The organism is Gordonia prachuapensis, from assembly GCF_036350515.1.
GTDB classification, from domain to species: Bacteria; Actinomycetota; Actinomycetes; order Mycobacteriales; family Mycobacteriaceae; genus Gordonia; species Gordonia prachuapensis.
In genome coordinates this window covers 161,393-175,948 of the sequence record NZ_JAZDUE010000004.1, presented here as the reverse complement: position 1 = coordinate 175,948, position 14,556 = coordinate 161,393, and the positions used below count along the sequence as shown (strand labels likewise).

Genomic DNA, 14,556 nt, shown 5'->3' with positions numbered 1-14,556 from the left:
TCGGTCACTCGAAGACGCCCCGATGGTGGCGGACGATGGCTGTGTCGACGGCCGTCGGGTCGCGGGGATCGAGCTGAACGGAGATGACGTCGAACCGGATTCGCGACCACCATCGATCTCGGTTGTCGGCCAACCACTGTCGGATCAGTCGCCGCATCCGCGCCAGCTTCAGTGGCGTGACCGCGGCGACCGGGTCGTTGAAGACCCGGGACGCTCGCGTCTTCACCTCGACGACGACGAGTTCATCCCCGTCTGCCGCGATCAAGTCCAGCTCACCGAACCGGTTGCGCCAATTTCTCTCCAGGACAGACCAACCCAGATTCCGGACATGGTCGGCAGCCAGGTCCTCCCCCAGGCGCCCGATGTCGGCGGTACCGGGTCGCGGCCGAGGCCTCGGACCCTGCCGGGATGACGGCGGCCGAGATGCGTTCTCGCTCATGGATACAGCATCGCCGGGCAGTAGGAGGGTTCAGGCCGCGCACAGAAGTTGGAACGCGATCTGTGGACATCTCAGCGCCTGTGGATGATCAGGCCAGTCCTCAGAGACGAAGATCTTTGTCCGGACTGTCGCCCTTGTCGCCGTCGGCGGCCTTGCTGTCCGGCGTCGGTTCGGCGGGCAGCGGTGGCGCCCAGTCGCCGATGACCCGTGGCGCGACCAGCGGAAGTTCGCCCACGATCTCCGAGCCGTTCTCGGTGGTGTGCAGGTAGTGCGGCGCCTTGTGCTCGGTGTCGTTCGACCCGCGACCGCGTCCTCCGTGCGGAGCACCGACGGGCGCTGCACCCGCACGACTCGGGCCGGCACCCACCGGCGTCGGTGCCGACGTGCCGGCCGGCGGACTCGGCGCCATCGGCATCGGCGCGGCCAATCGGCGCGAGAGCGCAGCCGGATTGGCCCCGCTCGAGCTCCCGGAACCGCCCGACCCGCCGGAACCACTCGATGAGCCTGCCCCGCCAACGGCTCTGGCGCCGCCACCGGCGCCCGAGGCGAGAGCACCGGGCATCATTCCGGTCGGCGTCGTCGAACCGCCCGTTGACTCGGGACTGCCGAGTCCCCCGCGCATGAGGCTGTCGGGCCCGTCGCCGCCACCTCCACTCGCGGCGGTCTCGCCCAGGGAGAGTGGTGTGTCCCCGGAGCCTGCTGTCGAGGGCCCAGCCGGCGGAGCGGAAGGGGCACCATCGGCCATCGGCGTCGCAGGGGTTTTCGACGATTGCGCGCCGTACTCGCCGAGGTCCATCGCGGCACCGGCAGACCCCTTGGCGGCGGCGGTCGAACCGCCACCGGACCCACCAGCGGTCGCTCCCCCGCTGCCCCCTGCTCCGGCACCGGGGGTACCGGACGGCATCGCCGCCGAACCCAGGCCGTCACCCGCCGAACTCATCGGCCCGTTGTAGGTCTGGGTCATGAGCAGGCCGGCGCGCATCATCGCACCGTATGCATCGCCGAACGGGTCGGTGAGTTCGGCTTGCAACTGCAACAGCGAGCCGCGTTGCGCCTGGGAGGCGGCGAGCACGCCTTGGGCTGACACCAGCGCGTCCACTCCCGGCTTGGCGTTGGCCGCCGCAGAGACGATGTCGCTCGAGATCTGCCGGGCCGCGTCCTCACTGGAGGAGGCCGCCACACCCTGGAGGCCGTCGCCGCCGAAGCGGTAGAGCGTCGATGCGGCCTGGTGAGCTGCCGAGATCGCCTGGGCGAGTGCTTGTGCGTCGGCGGCGGCCGATTCCGGCCCCATCGACTCCAGACGCGACAGGATCTGTTGGATCGCGACGAACCAGTTGGTGTTGCCGCCCCCGACCGCGCCTGTCATCGCCCCTCCGATCCGGCTCCCCCCGGCAGACGTCTGTCCACCGGACCTGGCCCGCTATGCTACAAGACAATCTGGGCGGATCTCGTCACTCCGCTCACAGGCGTTGACGCGGGGAACCACAACGGGGGTCTGTGCGTCCGAACCAACGTGGGGAGGAATCCGTGAGTGACGAACCCAAGCTGAGTGGCTCGAGCGTGCCGCTGTGCATCGAGCCACCCGAGATCGCTGCTGCGCCAGATCAGCGGGATTGGGGGCAGCCGGTGGATGGGATCGCTGTGTACTCCGAGAAGGGGATGTGGGAGGCGCGGGCGAAAGCGGCGACAGAGGCTGCAGAACATCTCGAAAAATGCAGAGCGGCCGCTGTCAAAATTGCCCAGGTAAACTACCTTGGCGACGACTGCGAAGAGGGCGACGCACTCAGAGAGAAGATCAGGAATCTCGTCGTGAGCGATGTCGGGTGGCAGGGAAATCTTGTTTCGCAGGTTTCCAGCCTTCGCGCTTTAGCCCAGCAGTGCTCCGCCGCGGCAGAGGTTATTGAACAAACCGATATCGAAGGATCCCTCGACTTCGACCACGGCCCAAACTGAGAAATGAAGAACCTCTATCCCCTATGCATACTAATATCGCTCCTGTTCGTCAGCGGGTGCGGCGCGACCGCAACAACTCCAAACGGGACATCAAGCAATCCCCAAGAATCGCCAGTAAGGCAGACGGACGACAATGGCGTCAGTTTGCCTTTCGCTAACAGCATGCCAGAGCGTTGGAACCGGTCCAATGACGGCACCCCATACGAGCCGTGCACAGCTGTTACACCTGAGATCGCAGAGTCGCAGGGACTAGATCCGAAATCTGTCGCAGACGCCGCAACCGTCAATGGTCAAACCCTCCGCGGATGCGATTGGCAGTATTTGGACCCATCGATGCTAGATTGGTCCGCGCATCAGATCGTAGGAGACTTCAGCAGTCTGCAAAGTTACCGATCTCGCAATGAGTTCTTCAATTGGTTGCCCGACAGGGAGTTGTCTGGGCGGCAGGTAGGCGTCGCGTCCCTAAACTCAGGTGATTGCTTCACGTATGTGCAATCACGAGAATCCGGTGTGGTGACGGGCGTGTCTTTTGCCTCACTTCCGAGGCCTCAACTTTCCGAGATCTGCGACCGCGCAATGGCCCTTACCCGCGCAACTATTGACAGTATCCCCGAGTAGTTTTGCGCTTCAGCAAAGAATCAGCCGGGAATCGGGTCAACCGGTTGCGAACTCGAAAGCCATTGCGGGTACGGCTACAAAGCATAGAGATCGTGACCAGACGAACACCGATGGCAAACTCGAGAATCGCAACTTTGTCGCTAATCACACTGTTTGCACTAACCGCCTGTTCCACGTCGAATCCAAGTGATTCCGAAGATATGGAAACCTCGGGCGGAACCCTGTCACAGAACATAGCAATCCGACAAACCGACGATCTAGGAGAGCCGCTGCCATTCGAGACTTGGCATCGGAAACGTTGGAACTCTTCGAACGACGGGACTAGCTACGAACCATGCACCGCCGTCACACCATCTATCGCATCGTCACTCGGACTCGATCCTGATTCGATCGCTGATGCTGCAACTGTTGATGGCCAAACACTACGGGGCTGCGAGTGGCACTATGCGGCGGAAGGTATGGACAATTGGTCCATATCGCAGGTGGTAGCGGACTACGAAAGCCTCCAGTACTACAAGAACAGAAATGAATCGTTTGATTGGATGGACGACCAGCATCTTAATGGTCGCTCAATCGGCGTTGGCTCCTTGAACAATGGGCATTGCTTTTCGTACGTACAATCACAGGACTCCGGTGTCATGACAGCAGTGAATTTCTCGGCACTACCGATTCCGCCGCTAAGGGAAATCTGCGACCGCGCAATTGATCTCACCCGCGCAACCATCGACCAGATCCCCGAATAGCCAGCCGGTAGAGCGAAACCCCTTACGCCACTACCGAACCGTGGAACCTCACGGCTCCTCAGGCAACCTCAACTCAGGCTTCTCGAGTTCTTCGATGTTGACGTCCTTGAAGGTGATGACACGAACCTGCTTGACGAAGCGGGCGGGGCGGTACATGTCCCACACCCAGGCGTCGGACATGCGGAGCTCGAAGTAGATCTCGCCCTCGGTGTTGCGGGGCACCAGTTCCACGGCGTTGGCGAGGTAGAAGCGCCGTTCGGTCTCGACCACGTAAGTGAACTGACCGACGATGTCCTTGTACTCCCGATACAAGGAGAGTTCCATCTCGGTTTCGTACTTCTCGAGATCCTCAGCACTCATTCGTCAAGCCTATCGTGGTCGGGTCGGAGTCGGAGGTCACGCGGGAGGCGACGTTCCGGTAGGACATTCGGTGTTGCGACGACGGCCCGTGCAGGTCGATGCGAGCCATGTGATGCGCTGTGCTGTACCCCTTGTGAACTGCGAAGTCGTAGCCCGGCAGTTCGTCGTCCATCGCCACCATGATCCGATCTCGGGTGACCTTGGCGATGATGCTCGCCGCGGCGATACATGCCGCCGCACCGTCACCGCCGATCACCGGTAGCGAAGGGACGGTCAGCCCCGGGACGACGAAACCATCGGACAGGACATAGCCGGGTGTCACGTCGAGACCGGCGATCGCGCGCCGCATCCCTTGGATGTTCGCGACATGGATGCCGATGCGGTCGATCTCGCCCGCCGGGATCACCACCGCGCTCCAACTCAACGCGTACTTGGTGACCGCCTTGTAGAGCTGCTCGCGGGTGGCCTCGGTGAGTCGCTTGGAGTCGTCGAGATCGGCCAACGACGTGAGCTGCGTCGGTTTGAGGACGCACGCCGCCACGACGAGCGGTCCAGCGCACGCTCCGCGGCCGGCTTCATCCACACCCGCCACCGGACCGAGCCCGTTGCGGTGCAGCGCGAACTCATAGGTCCGCAGGCTGGCGGCCCGACGGATCGGGAACCTCGGCGGCCACCGGCTCATCGGTCAATCCCCCACATCACAGCTCTCCGACGTCATGACTGCGGGTTGTCCGAGGACACACCACCGATCCGCGAGAAGGGATAGATGATGAAACGGACTTTGCCGCGGATGTCGGCGACAGGAACCGTGCCCTGGAACTCGTCCTCCATGTGGAAGCGCGAGTCGGCAGAGTTCGCCCGGTTGTCACCCATCACCCACACGTTGCCCTCGGGCACCTCGACCGGACCGAAGTCAGGTCCGAAACACGCGTTGGGCTGTCCATCCGGAGTGGCAGCGAGTTCGTTGCCGGCGGCGACGTCCGCGGCCTGCAGCGATTCATCCACATAGGGCTCGTCGAGCGGGTTGCCGTCCACGGTGACGCCGACGCCGTCGGCGTTGCGGCACTCCACGGTCTGACCACCGGTGGCGATCACCCGCTTGACCAGATTGTTCTCGTCCGGCGGCGCGAAGCCGAACCACGACGCGACGTCCTGGATCTGGTGCACGACCGGATTGTCGGAACGGGGCGATAGCCACGCACCGTCCCACGATTCGGTCGGCGCCTTGAACACCACCACGTCGCCGGGCGCAGGGTCACCGAACCGGTACGAGAACTTGTCGATCACGATCCGGTCGTTCGTACAGCCCGGGCACCCGTGCAGGGTCGGTTCCATCGACTCGGAGGGAATCACGTACTGACGTCCGACGAACGTCTGCAGAAGCCAGGTCAGCAGCAGAACGCAGCCGATGATGATGACCGCTTCGCGGAGCAGCGATCCCCGCTTCTCCGGCTTGTCGGTCTTGCTGCGCCAAGGGCGCTCGTCGGGGTGCTCGCTGTCGGGGTCCCAGCCGTAGTCCTCGGCACGCGAGGACGATTCGGCGGACGACCGCTGCGCACCGGGATCGGATTCGTTACCCGAGGAGTGAGAGTCGGCCACGTCGTCAGGGTAGACGGGTCAGCGCTTTTCCTTGATCTTGGCTGCCTTGCCGCGCAGGTCGCGCAGGTAGTACAGCTTCGCGCGACGCACGTCACCGCGGGTGACGACGTCGATCTTGGCGATGTTGGGGCTGTGCACCGGGAAGGTACGCTCCACGCCGACGCCGAAGGACACCTTGCGGACGGTGAAGGTCTCGCGCACGCCGCCGCCCTGGCGACGGATCACGACGCCCTTGAAGACCTGGACGCGCTCCTTCGAGCCCTCGATGACCTTGACGTGGACGTCGAGGGTGTCACCGGGTGCAAAGTCGGGGATGTCGTCGCGCTGCGACTGCTTGTCGAGGAAGTCGAGGGTGTTCATCGTGGTGGGTCCAATCTGGCGTTTTCGCGTGAACAGAGGAACCTGGCGGCCCCACGGATGACCACCCGAGTGATCGGGTGTCACGTATGAGGTTCGACCGGTTCGTGCTCCGAGTCATGGTGTGCACCCGGGCCGGGTCCGTCCGGAGATCCCCTCCGGTCCGAGACATCGTCGCCAGGCAACCCGACTATTGTGCCAGACAGACCCCTGTGCGGCGAAATCGCCGGTGGTGGAGGTGCCGGATGCACCATCTGGTCCAGGCGATCCTCGGTCGCCGACCGGACGTGCGGCAGAACATCGGGTCGGCCGGCGATCAGATCCTGGATGAAGATCTTCGCCCGGATGAACGGTCGACGCAACCGTCGTTCGCGCTCCATCGCCCGCTCCAGCTTCCTCGGACGCGACAGGTAGCGCCAGCGCGCCCACGGCGACGTCGGCCGGGCGAGGCGAGTCACCCCGATCAGCAGCAACGGCCAGGCGAACACACCGATGACGCCGGTCCAGATCTTGCCTTTCAGCACGACGACCGCAGCCAAACCGAGATTCACCGCCGCGGCGACCACCTCGACGACCACGGTCCGACCGATCCGGAGGTCGTTGAGCGCGTCGAAGTACAGGTCGAGCGGGCGAAAACCGAGCAAGATCATGCCGGTCGCCGCGAGGGCGATGAACACCGCGTCCACGGACGTCCGCCCCTCATGGGACCAGTACACGTCGCGTAGGTAGAAGATCAGCGCGAACTCGTCCAGGATAAGCGCGGCGCCGATCCCGAACAGCGCGGCCAGCACCGACATCACGGCTTGGTCGCCGCTCACGGAGAACGCGATCAGCCCCAGGCCGGAGAGCAACGTCAGTACGACACCGAACACCACATGGTGAATGTGGGTGTCGCCCGCGGTCACGTTGGAGAACCACCAGCGGACATCGGCGCGGATGAGCCGGACACTGATCCGGATCACCATGAACCCGATGATCAGCCCCAGGAAGAACACCAGCAGCGGAAGGCGCCCACGCTCGAGGATGTCGTGGTTGATCCAGTCGGCGGCCCGATCGGAGAGCCATTGGTGCACACGCTCAGATTAGTGCGGACCGCTCACCCTGCGTAGCGGTCGAGCACGCTCACCACCGGGCCCGGCCCGCGAAAGGCGACGGCCGCCTCGTAGGCCGCATCGCGCAACCGCTCCCGCGCGGATCGACCCGCTTGACCTGCGCCGATGACGTGGCTGACACAGTTGATCGCCCGGGCCTGGAAGAACGCCCGCTCACGGGCGACCACATCGCCGCGCCGCCGAGCAACGAATGCGCGCTGTTCATACTGCGACAACAGACTGTTCACCTGCAGCTGTCCGGTAGCCGCGACCCCACCGCGCTCCCGAAGCTCGGTGAGGGCGGTGGTGACCTCGGTGTTGTCGCCGACCTCGACCGCCGACATCACCGTGATGGCCAGAAAGTACAGGCAGGGAGCGAGGTCCTCGTCGGGGACGCGTTCGACGAGGTCGGCCAACCCCGAGTGCAGCCGCGTGATCCGGTGGCTCATGGCTGATCACCTCCCGGACCCGACTCCTCGGAGATCCAGTGACCATCGGCCGCGTCGTCGCGCGGCGCGAACAACGCCGCGTCGGTGTCCCCGAGCGCTGTCACCGTGTCCGGCGCGACTGGGGTGGCCGCGGCGATCGCCAGGGGGCGAACTCCGTGGCCGGTCATGTGGTCGACGATCGCGAGTTCCGCCGCCCGCCCATCACCGACCAGGGTCTCGCCGCCGGCGATGCCGACGCCGTCGCGTTCGTACGGGTAGCACTCGTCGGTGCCGACGACGAGGGTGCGCCCACCATCCGGGCCGCGCCCGAGTCCGACCGCCAACCGCACCGAGCCGGCCACTGATGCCGGCAGCGCGGACTGCAGCTGCGCCGCACGCAGTTGCAGCCAATCCGTGTCCGTCGTACTGATGCCGTGCGCGTCCACGCTCGCCGCGGCCGGTGTGTGCGCTCCGGCGGCCAGCGCACCCGCGCCGGCGGCGAGTCCCCCGAGCGCGGCGAACGGCATCATGCCGCTGGTGGCCGCGGGCGCCGGCTGGTCGTCGTTGTGCCGCTGTCCGTCGTCGGCGGCCTGCATGGTGTACTCGTCGCCGGCCGCGGTCATCGCCATCCGGCCGGCCGAGGCGGCGACGACCCGGGCCGAGTCGTCGCCCAGGCCGGACAGCAGTTCGGCTCGCAATCGCTCGCGATCGGCGACGGACGTGATGACGGCCATCTCGTTGTGGGCGGCGGTGGCCGTCGACGCGTAGGCGTCCAAGGCCGCCGCGGCTGCCGTGAGTCGCCCGGCGGTGCGCGCCAACGCCGAGTCGGACCCGTCGACCAGCTGCCCGTGACCGACGACGATCCCGTCGTGGAACGCTCCGGACCCGGCCGCGCCGCGCCGGTGCGCCGCATTCAGGTCTGCAATGACCGAGGCGACCTGCGATGCCAGTTCACGGCACCGCGTGGCCGAATCGCGCAGCGCGACGACGTCTGCGGTCGGCCACCTGCCCGGCGCGAGTTCTTCTGCCAGAGCCCGGATCTCCGGCGGCACGGGCAGGAGCTCTGGACGGTCGATGGTCATCGCGGATCCCGCAGCGTGAGCGCGACGTCGTGGTCGGCCTCGCCGATCTCGGTGACGCCGCGTCCGATCAGCGCGCGATGACGCGCGATCTCGGCGGCAGCAGCCTCAACCGACCGCGCTGTCTCGTCGGCCAACGACGCGAATCCCGCCCGGAACGCCCGTGCGCCGTCGTCGACACCGACGGCGGAGTCGGCGGCGGCCAACACCGCGACGACGTCGTCGACGATCCGGTCGATCTGTGTGTGCGCCGAACCCACCCGGTCGGAGAGTTCGGACAGTGCATCCAGGTCTGCTCGTAGCTCCGCGCCGCCGGCGTCCGGATGCCACGTCGAGCCCGTCGACATTCCTGCTGACATATCTGTTGCTCCCCCGTGTGTCACGACCGCGTCCGGCGCTCCTCGCGGAGGTCGGTGTAGTCCGGTGATGGTTGGACGGCTGCCGACAGGATCTGGTTCCGCTGATCGTGAAGTCGCTGGTCGGCCTCCGCGACCAGCGTGGTGATCTGCGCCGACAACTGCTCGGCGCGGTAGCGACGCATCGCGCGTGGGTCGATGGTGAGGTCCACCAGCAGCCCGCGGGTGTCGACGGTGACCGAGACCAGCCGATCGGTGCTGGTCGCGCGGGCCGTCAGGCCGGAGATCGCATCCCCTACCCTGCTCAACTCGGCACGCTGCCGCGCCAGCTCGTCGAGCATGACCGACCACCGATCCGACATCAGACCCCCTCCCGTGCGGTCGATCTTAGCGACCGCACCCGGGTCGGACGGTCTAGACCGCGGCGAACCGAACCGTGTCAGCCGGTCCCTGGATCGGCGACGTCGCCGGGCAACAGGTCGGGACGCCGGTCCCGGGTCCGAGCGAGCGCCTGCTCACGCCGCCACGCCGCGACTTTTGCGTGGTCGCCGCTGAGCAGCACCGGCGGGACATCCAGTCCACGCCACGAGACCGGCCTCGTGTAGCTCGGCCCCTCGAGTAGCCCGTCGGAGAACGAATCCTCTTGATGCGACTGCGGATTGCCGAGGACACCGGGGATGAGTCGCACAGTCGCCTCGATCATCGCCATCGTGGCGACCTCGCCGCCGATGAGCACGAAGTCGCCGAGTGAGACCTCCTCGACCCGCACCCGCCGGGAGGCGTCGTCGAAGACGCGCTGATCGATCCCCTCATAGCGACCGCATGCGAAGACCAGATGATTCTCGGTGCTCCACCTCGTGGCCGTGGCCTGTGTGAACGGGACACCGGCGGGGGTGGGTACCACCAACAGGGCGTCGTCGGGACAGACCTCGTCGAGGCACGGCCCCCACACCTCGGGTTTCATCACCATGCCCGGGCCGCCGCCGTACGGTGAGTCGTCGACGCTGCGATGCACGTCGTGGGTCCAGTTGCGCAGATCGTGGACGTCAACGCTGATGTGTCCCGCACTGATTGCCTTGCCCAACAACGCAACCCGCAGCGGTTCGAGGTATTCAGGGAAGATCGAGACGACGTCGACGCGCATCGTCACGCCTCGGCGTCGATGAGGCCGTCCGGCGGGTCGATGACGATCCCTGCCGCGCTCACGGTCGGCACGATCTCACGGACGAAGGGCACGAGCACCTCTCGATCGTCGGGTGTGCGCACCGCGAGCACATCGCCGCCCGGCATGTGGAGTACCGAGGTCAGGACACCGACCGCGGCGCCGTCGACGGTCGTCACCGGCGCTCCCTCGAGCTCGTGTTCGTAGAACTCGTCGGGATCGTCACCGGAGTCGACGTCGGAGCTGTCGATGAGGAACAACGCCCCACGCAGGGTGTCGGCGACCGTCCGGTCGGACACCTCGTCCAGGGACAGCAACAGCCGCCCGGCGTGGTGCCGGGCGGCTGTCACGGTGAAATTCTGCTCGCCGCCACCGCGCGGCAGGCGGGCGCGCAGCCGGGTGCCGGACGCGAAGCGGGCATCGGGATCGTCGGTGCGCACATCGACGACGACTTCACCCCGCACACCGTGCGATTTGGCCACGCGGCCCACCACGAGATCCATCGCGGAGGCGTCTCGGTCAGCGGTCGGTGTCGACGATGTCCACACGCATCCCGCGACCACCGATGCCGCCGACGAGCGTCCGCAGCGCGGTGGCGGTGCGGCCGTTGCGGCCGATCACCTTACCGAGATCGTCGGGATTGACGTGGACCTCGACCAGCCGGCCGCGACGGCCGGTGATGAGTTCGACCCGGACGTCGTCGGGGTTGGCGACGATGCCGCGGACGAGATGCTCGACCGCGTCGGCGACCACTGCGCTCACGCGTCCGCCTTGGCGTCTCCGCCGGCTGCCGGCACCTGATCGGCCGGGGCCTGGTCAGCAGGCGCCTCGGCGGGACGGGTCTCCGCGGAAGCGTCGTCGGCCTTCTTGGCGGCCTTCTTCTTCGGGGTGGTGGCCTCGGCGACGGGCTCGCTGTCCGCGGCTGCCAGAGCGGCGTTGAACAGATCCAGCTTGGACGGCTTCTCGGCCGGGGTCTTCAGGGTGCCCTCGGCGCCCGGCAGGCCCTTGAACTTCTGCCAGTCACCGGTGACCTTCAGGATGGCCGCGACCGGCTCGGTCGGCTGTGCGCCGACACCCAGCCAGTACTGCGCGCGCTCGGAGTCGACCTCGATCAGGCTCGGCTCTTCCTTCGGGTGGTACTTGCCGATGGTCTCGATCGCCCGGCCGTTGCGGCGGGTCCGAGAGTCCGCGACGACGATGCGGTACTGGGGGTTGCGGATCTTGCCGAGCCGCGTGAGCTTGATCTTGACAGACATGTCTTCTCTTTCAGTGGTCACTGCGCAATTCAGCAGCCCGCCAGGAGGACGGACCCGGTTTTGCGATCTGTTCCGGTGTGACCGTCGGTCGGTACGTAACCGGGTCCGACGAACCGGCATGCCATTCTGCCAGATGAGGCGGTGTGAGCGGAAATCCGCGAGAACGGGTCCGACATGTGGTTACCCACCCCGCTGAAGGTAACCACATGTCGCGCACTCGACCAATGAACGCTCCGACGTCCCCGCGCGGGTCGGCGGCCCTCCCCTGACCGGCATCGACATGGCGTGGACGTGGGCTCAGACGTCGCGAACCCTGCTACGCAGCGGTTACATTACCAGCCAGTAAGTTAGCGGAACAGCCGGACGAACGTGGGTTACCTCACACGAATCGGTCACTCATATATCGATGACCTGGGATTTTGCCGAAGCGGCGACTACGTGACCGTTAGCCCCGAGCAAACGATCTCGCGCGGCCGCCGCAGCGCGGTCAGATCCACGCGTGGATCCTCGTCGAGAACCAGGAAGTCCGCGCGGTCCCCTTCGCCGAGCAGTCCGGCCCCGAGCCATTCACGCGGGGCCACGGTGGCCGCGTACAGCGCGTCGCGGGCACCGAACCCGACGGCGGCCATCGCCTCGACCTCGTCGACGATCCGCCCGTGCTCGACGAAGCCACCCGCATCGGTGCCCGCGAACATCGGCACGCCGGCCTCCCGCGCCGCCGCGAACACGGCCGCGGCGTTGTCGTACAGCTTGCGCATGTTGGCCTGATAGGTCGGGAATCGGTCGGCCCCGTCGGCGATGCCGGGGAAGTTCTCGACCTGGATGAGTGTGGGCACCAACGCGATCGAACGCTCCACCATCGCGTCCATCAGGTCGGTGGTGAGCCCGGTGCCGTGTTCGATGCAGTCGACGCCGGCGGCGATGAGATCCGGCAGGGCATCGGCGCCGAACACGTGCGCGGTGATCCGCGCCCCCTCGGCGTGCGCGGCGGTGACCGCCGCATCGAGTTGACCTCGCGTCCACAGCGGGGCGAGGTCGCCGACCTCACGGTCGATCCAGTCGCCGACGAGCTTGACCCACCCGTCGCCGTCGCGGGCCTGCCGGGTGACCTCGGCCGCCAGGTCGTCGGGATTCTCGAGGTCGACGCCGTAGTCGCGCAGATACCGCTTGGGTCGCGCGATGTGCTTACCGGAGCGGATGAAACGCGGGCAACTGCGATCGCCGTCGAGCCGGTGGGTGTCCAGCGGCGAGCCGACCTCACGGATGAGCAGGGTGCCCGCGCGCACGTCTTGGTGCGCGTACCCGCGGGCCTGCTCGATGGTCACGCCGAGACCCGGTGCGATGCCGACGTGATTGTGCGCGTCGACCATCCCCGGGATGATCCAGCCACCGTCGACCGCGGTCCGGGCGGCGGCCACCGGCTCACGAGTGATGACTCCATCGACGACCCACAGGTCGATCTGTTCGTCGGTGAACGGGTCGATGCCCCGATAGTGGCGTGGTTCCTCGCTCGGTGCCGGCACGGGCCTCCCTACTTCTTCTTCGGGTTCTGGAACTGTGAGACGTCGATGCCCTCGAGGCCGGGCGGCAGTTCGTCGAGACCGGCGGGCATGTTCGACAGGTCCGGGAACCCTCCCGGCATGCCGGGCATCCCGGCCATGCCCGGGAATCCGCCCCGCACCTTAGGCGGGGTGGGTCCACGGTTCTTGCCGCCCTTGCCCTTACGCCCCTTGCCCTTCTTGCGGTTGTTCTTGCGGCCGCCGCCACCCATGCCCATCCGGCCGGACATCTGCGCCATCATCTTGCGTGCCTCGAAGAACCTGTCGACGAGCTGGTTGACCTCGCTGACGGTGACGCCCGAGCCGTTGGCGATACGCAGGCGGCGGGACGCGTTGATGATCTTCGGGTTGTCCCGCTCCGCGGGTGTCATGCCGCGGATGATCGCCTGCACGCGGTCGAGTTGTTTGTCGTCGACCTGGGAGATGGCGTCCTTCATCTGACCGGCGCCGGGCAGCATGCCGAGGATGTTGCCGATCGGACCCATCTTGCGGATCATCAGCATCTGATCCAAAAAGTCCTCGAGGGTGAGCTCGCCCTGGGTGATCTTGGCGGCCGCGGCCTCGGCCTGCTGCGCATCCCAATGCTGCTCGGCCTGCTCGATCAGCGACAGGACGTCGCCCATGCCGAGGATGCGACTGGCCATCCGGTCCGGATGGAACACGTCGAAGTCGTCGAGTTTCTCGCCCGACGACGCGAACATGATCGGGCGGCCGGTGACCTCACGAACCGACAGCGCGGCGCCACCGCGGGCGTCACCGTCGAGCTTGGTCAGCACCACACCGGTGAATCCGACACCGGACTGGAACGCCTCGGCGGTGGTGACGGCGTCCTGACCGATCATCGCGTCGACGACGAACAGCACCTCGTCGGGATCGGTGGCCTGGCGGATGTCGGAGGCCTGACGCATCAGTTCCTCGTCGATGCCGAGGCGACCGGCGGTGTCGATCACGACGACGTCGTAGTGCTGGGCGGTTGCCTCCGCGAGGCCCTCGCGGGCGACGGCGACGGGGTCGCCCTTGCTGACGGTGCCCAGCTCCCCGGTCTGGCCGATGCTGGTCCCCGGGTCGGGCGCGAACACCTTCACCCCGGCCCGCTCACCGACGATCTGCAGCTGGGACACCGCACCGGGACGCTGCAGGTCGCAGGCGACGAGCAGCGGCTGATGCCCCTGCTTCTTCAACCAGTTGCCGAGCTTTCCGGCCAGGGTCGTCTTACCCGCGCCCTGCAGGCCGGCCAGCATGATGACCGTCGGCGGCTTCTTGGCGTAGGCGATCCGCCGCGTCTCCCCACCGAGGATGCCGACGAGTTCCTCGTTGACGATCTTGACGACCTGCTGGGCAGGGTTGAGTGCCCCGGACACCTCTGCGCCCTTGGCGCGCTCCTTCACCTTGGCGATGAAGCCGCGCACCACCGGCAGTGAGACATCGGCCTCCAGCAATGCCAGCCGGATCTCCCGGCAGGTGCGGTCGATGTCGGCATCGGACAGGCGCCCCTTGCCGCGAAGGTCCTTGAGGGCGTCGCCCAACCGATCGGAAAGCGAATCGAACATTCTTCC

General features: G+C 66.5%; 20 protein-coding genes. 3 read left to right on the top strand and 17 right to left on the bottom strand.

Annotated features, from left to right (window positions below):
• Positions 1-4: 4 nt before the first annotated feature.
• Positions 5-439: a YraN family protein gene (locus V1Y59_RS06480; protein ID WP_330504004.1), complete on the bottom strand. Its 435-nt coding sequence runs from the start codon at positions 437-439 to the stop codon at positions 5-7.
• A 100-nt stretch (positions 440-539) separates the two neighbouring features.
• On the bottom strand, positions 540-1,805 hold the full coding sequence (locus tag V1Y59_RS06475) for a hypothetical protein (protein WP_330504003.1): 1,266 nt from the start codon (positions 1,803-1,805) through the stop codon (positions 540-542).
• Positions 1,806-1,966: 161 nt separating this feature from the next.
• Between V1Y59_RS06475 and V1Y59_RS06470 the strand changes: the two genes are divergently transcribed.
• The 3 genes from V1Y59_RS06470 to V1Y59_RS06465 all read left to right on the top strand — a co-directional run bounded on the left by V1Y59_RS06470 (position 1,967) and on the right by V1Y59_RS06465 (position 3,753).
• Positions 1,967-2,392: a hypothetical protein gene (locus tag V1Y59_RS06470; RefSeq protein WP_330504002.1), complete on the top strand. Its 426-nt coding sequence runs from the start codon at positions 1,967-1,969 to the stop codon at positions 2,390-2,392.
• Between the two features lie 3 nt (positions 2,393-2,395).
• Positions 2,396-3,010, top strand: a complete 615-nt coding sequence (locus tag V1Y59_RS23685) for a DUF3558 family protein (protein WP_431309117.1) — start codon at positions 2,396-2,398, stop codon at positions 3,008-3,010.
• 92 nt (positions 3,011-3,102) lie between these two features.
• Complete coding sequence (locus tag V1Y59_RS06465; RefSeq protein WP_330504001.1) at positions 3,103-3,753, top strand: DUF3558 family protein; 651 nt, start codon at positions 3,103-3,105, stop codon at positions 3,751-3,753.
• A 48-nt stretch (positions 3,754-3,801) separates the two neighbouring features.
• On the opposite strand, the gene V1Y59_RS06460 is transcribed toward V1Y59_RS06465, so the two are convergent.
• The 15 genes from V1Y59_RS06460 to ffh form a co-directional block, all read right to left on the bottom strand.
• The gene (locus V1Y59_RS06460) at positions 3,802-4,113 is read right to left on the bottom strand and encodes a DUF2469 domain-containing protein (protein ID WP_330432322.1); all 312 of its coding nucleotides are present in this window, start codon (positions 4,111-4,113) and stop codon (positions 3,802-3,804) included.
• Entirely contained in the window at positions 4,103-4,795 is a 693-nt protein-coding gene (locus tag V1Y59_RS06455) for a ribonuclease HII (protein WP_330432323.1), read from the bottom strand. Before V1Y59_RS06455 ends, V1Y59_RS06460 begins: the two co-directional genes overlap by 11 nt.
• A 32-nt stretch (positions 4,796-4,827) precedes the next feature.
• Entirely contained in the window at positions 4,828-5,712 is an 885-nt protein-coding gene (lepB, locus tag V1Y59_RS06450) for a signal peptidase I (protein ID WP_330504000.1), read from the bottom strand.
• A gap of 18 nt (positions 5,713-5,730) precedes the next feature.
• Positions 5,731-6,072: a 50S ribosomal protein L19 gene (gene rplS / locus V1Y59_RS06445; RefSeq protein ID WP_330432325.1), complete on the bottom strand. Its 342-nt coding sequence runs from the start codon at positions 6,070-6,072 to the stop codon at positions 5,731-5,733.
• Positions 6,073-6,152: 80 nt separating this feature from the next.
• Positions 6,153-7,142 (bottom strand): hypothetical protein, encoded by a 990-nt coding sequence (locus V1Y59_RS06440; RefSeq protein ID WP_330503999.1) that lies wholly within the window; start codon positions 7,140-7,142, stop codon positions 6,153-6,155.
• 23 nt (positions 7,143-7,165) lie between these two features.
• Positions 7,166-7,609 (bottom strand): hypothetical protein, encoded by a 444-nt coding sequence (locus tag V1Y59_RS06435; protein ID WP_330503998.1) that lies wholly within the window; start codon positions 7,607-7,609, stop codon positions 7,166-7,168.
• Entirely contained in the window at positions 7,606-8,670 is a 1,065-nt protein-coding gene (locus tag V1Y59_RS06430; RefSeq protein WP_330503997.1) for a hypothetical protein, read from the bottom strand. The genes V1Y59_RS06435 and V1Y59_RS06430 overlap by 4 nt, the downstream gene beginning before the upstream one ends.
• A complete protein-coding gene (locus V1Y59_RS06425) occupies positions 8,667-9,026 on the bottom strand; it encodes a hypothetical protein (RefSeq protein WP_330503996.1) in 360 nt (119 codons plus the stop codon). Before V1Y59_RS06425 ends, V1Y59_RS06430 begins: the two co-directional genes overlap by 4 nt.
• A 20-nt stretch (positions 9,027-9,046) precedes the next feature.
• Positions 9,047-9,385, bottom strand: coding sequence for a YbaB/EbfC family nucleoid-associated protein (locus tag V1Y59_RS06420; protein WP_330503995.1), 339 nt, complete (start codon positions 9,383-9,385; stop codon positions 9,047-9,049).
• Positions 9,386-9,462: 77 nt separating this feature from the next.
• Positions 9,463-10,167 (bottom strand): tRNA (guanosine(37)-N1)-methyltransferase TrmD, encoded by a 705-nt coding sequence (trmD, locus tag V1Y59_RS06415; protein WP_330503994.1) that lies wholly within the window; start codon positions 10,165-10,167, stop codon positions 9,463-9,465.
• 2 nt (positions 10,168-10,169) lie between these two features.
• Positions 10,170-10,688, bottom strand: a complete 519-nt coding sequence (rimM, locus tag V1Y59_RS06410) for a ribosome maturation factor RimM (protein ID WP_330503993.1) — start codon at positions 10,686-10,688, stop codon at positions 10,170-10,172.
• 16 nt (positions 10,689-10,704) lie between these two features.
• Positions 10,705-10,947 carry an RNA-binding protein gene (locus tag V1Y59_RS06405; protein ID WP_330432333.1) on the bottom strand — a complete coding sequence of 81 codons (243 nt, stop codon included), beginning with the start codon at positions 10,945-10,947 and terminating at the stop codon, positions 10,705-10,707.
• Positions 10,944-11,441 (bottom strand): 30S ribosomal protein S16, encoded by a 498-nt coding sequence (gene rpsP / locus V1Y59_RS06400; RefSeq protein ID WP_330503992.1) that lies wholly within the window; start codon positions 11,439-11,441, stop codon positions 10,944-10,946. The genes V1Y59_RS06405 and rpsP overlap by 4 nt, the downstream gene beginning before the upstream one ends.
• 434 nt (positions 11,442-11,875) lie before the next feature.
• Positions 11,876-12,964, bottom strand: coding sequence for an amidohydrolase family protein (locus V1Y59_RS06395; RefSeq protein WP_330503991.1), 1,089 nt, complete (start codon positions 12,962-12,964; stop codon positions 11,876-11,878).
• 8 nt (positions 12,965-12,972) lie between these two features.
• On the bottom strand, positions 12,973-14,550 hold the full coding sequence (ffh, locus tag V1Y59_RS06390; protein WP_330503990.1) for a signal recognition particle protein: 1,578 nt from the start codon (positions 14,548-14,550) through the stop codon (positions 12,973-12,975).
• Positions 14,551-14,556: the final 6 nt, after the last annotated feature.

Coding starts and splice junctions, on each gene's coding strand:
- V1Y59_RS06480 (WP_330504004.1), bottom strand. CDS start 439: ATGAGCGAGAACGCATCTCGGCCGCCGTCATCCCGGCAGGGTCCGAGG.
- V1Y59_RS06475 (WP_330504003.1), bottom strand. CDS start 1,805: ATGACAGGCGCGGTCGGGGGCGGCAACACCAACTGGTTCGTCGCGATC.
- V1Y59_RS23685 (WP_431309117.1), top strand. CDS start 2,396: ATGAAGAACCTCTATCCCCTATGCATACTAATATCGCTCCTGTTCGTC.
- V1Y59_RS06460 (WP_330432322.1), bottom strand. CDS start 4,113: ATGAGTGCTGAGGATCTCGAGAAGTACGAAACCGAGATGGAACTCTCC.
- V1Y59_RS06455 (WP_330432323.1), bottom strand. CDS start 4,795: ATGAGCCGGTGGCCGCCGAGGTTCCCGATCCGTCGGGCCGCCAGCCTG.
- rplS (WP_330432325.1), bottom strand. CDS start 6,072: ATGAACACCCTCGACTTCCTCGACAAGCAGTCGCAGCGCGACGACATC.
- V1Y59_RS06435 (WP_330503998.1), bottom strand. CDS start 7,609: ATGAGCCACCGGATCACGCGGCTGCACTCGGGGTTGGCCGACCTCGTC.
- V1Y59_RS06430 (WP_330503997.1), bottom strand. CDS start 8,670: ATGACCATCGACCGTCCAGAGCTCCTGCCCGTGCCGCCGGAGATCCGG.
- V1Y59_RS06425 (WP_330503996.1), bottom strand. CDS start 9,026: ATGTCAGCAGGAATGTCGACGGGCTCGACGTGGCATCCGGACGCCGGC.
- V1Y59_RS06420 (WP_330503995.1), bottom strand. CDS start 9,385: ATGTCGGATCGGTGGTCGGTCATGCTCGACGAGCTGGCGCGGCAGCGT.
- trmD (WP_330503994.1), bottom strand. CDS start 10,167: ATGCGCGTCGACGTCGTCTCGATCTTCCCTGAATACCTCGAACCGCTG.
- rimM (WP_330503993.1), bottom strand. CDS start 10,688: ATGGATCTCGTGGTGGGCCGCGTGGCCAAATCGCACGGTGTGCGGGGT.
- rpsP (WP_330503992.1), bottom strand. CDS start 11,441: ATGTCTGTCAAGATCAAGCTCACGCGGCTCGGCAAGATCCGCAACCCC.
- ffh (WP_330503990.1), bottom strand. CDS start 14,550: ATGTTCGATTCGCTTTCCGATCGGTTGGGCGACGCCCTCAAGGACCTT.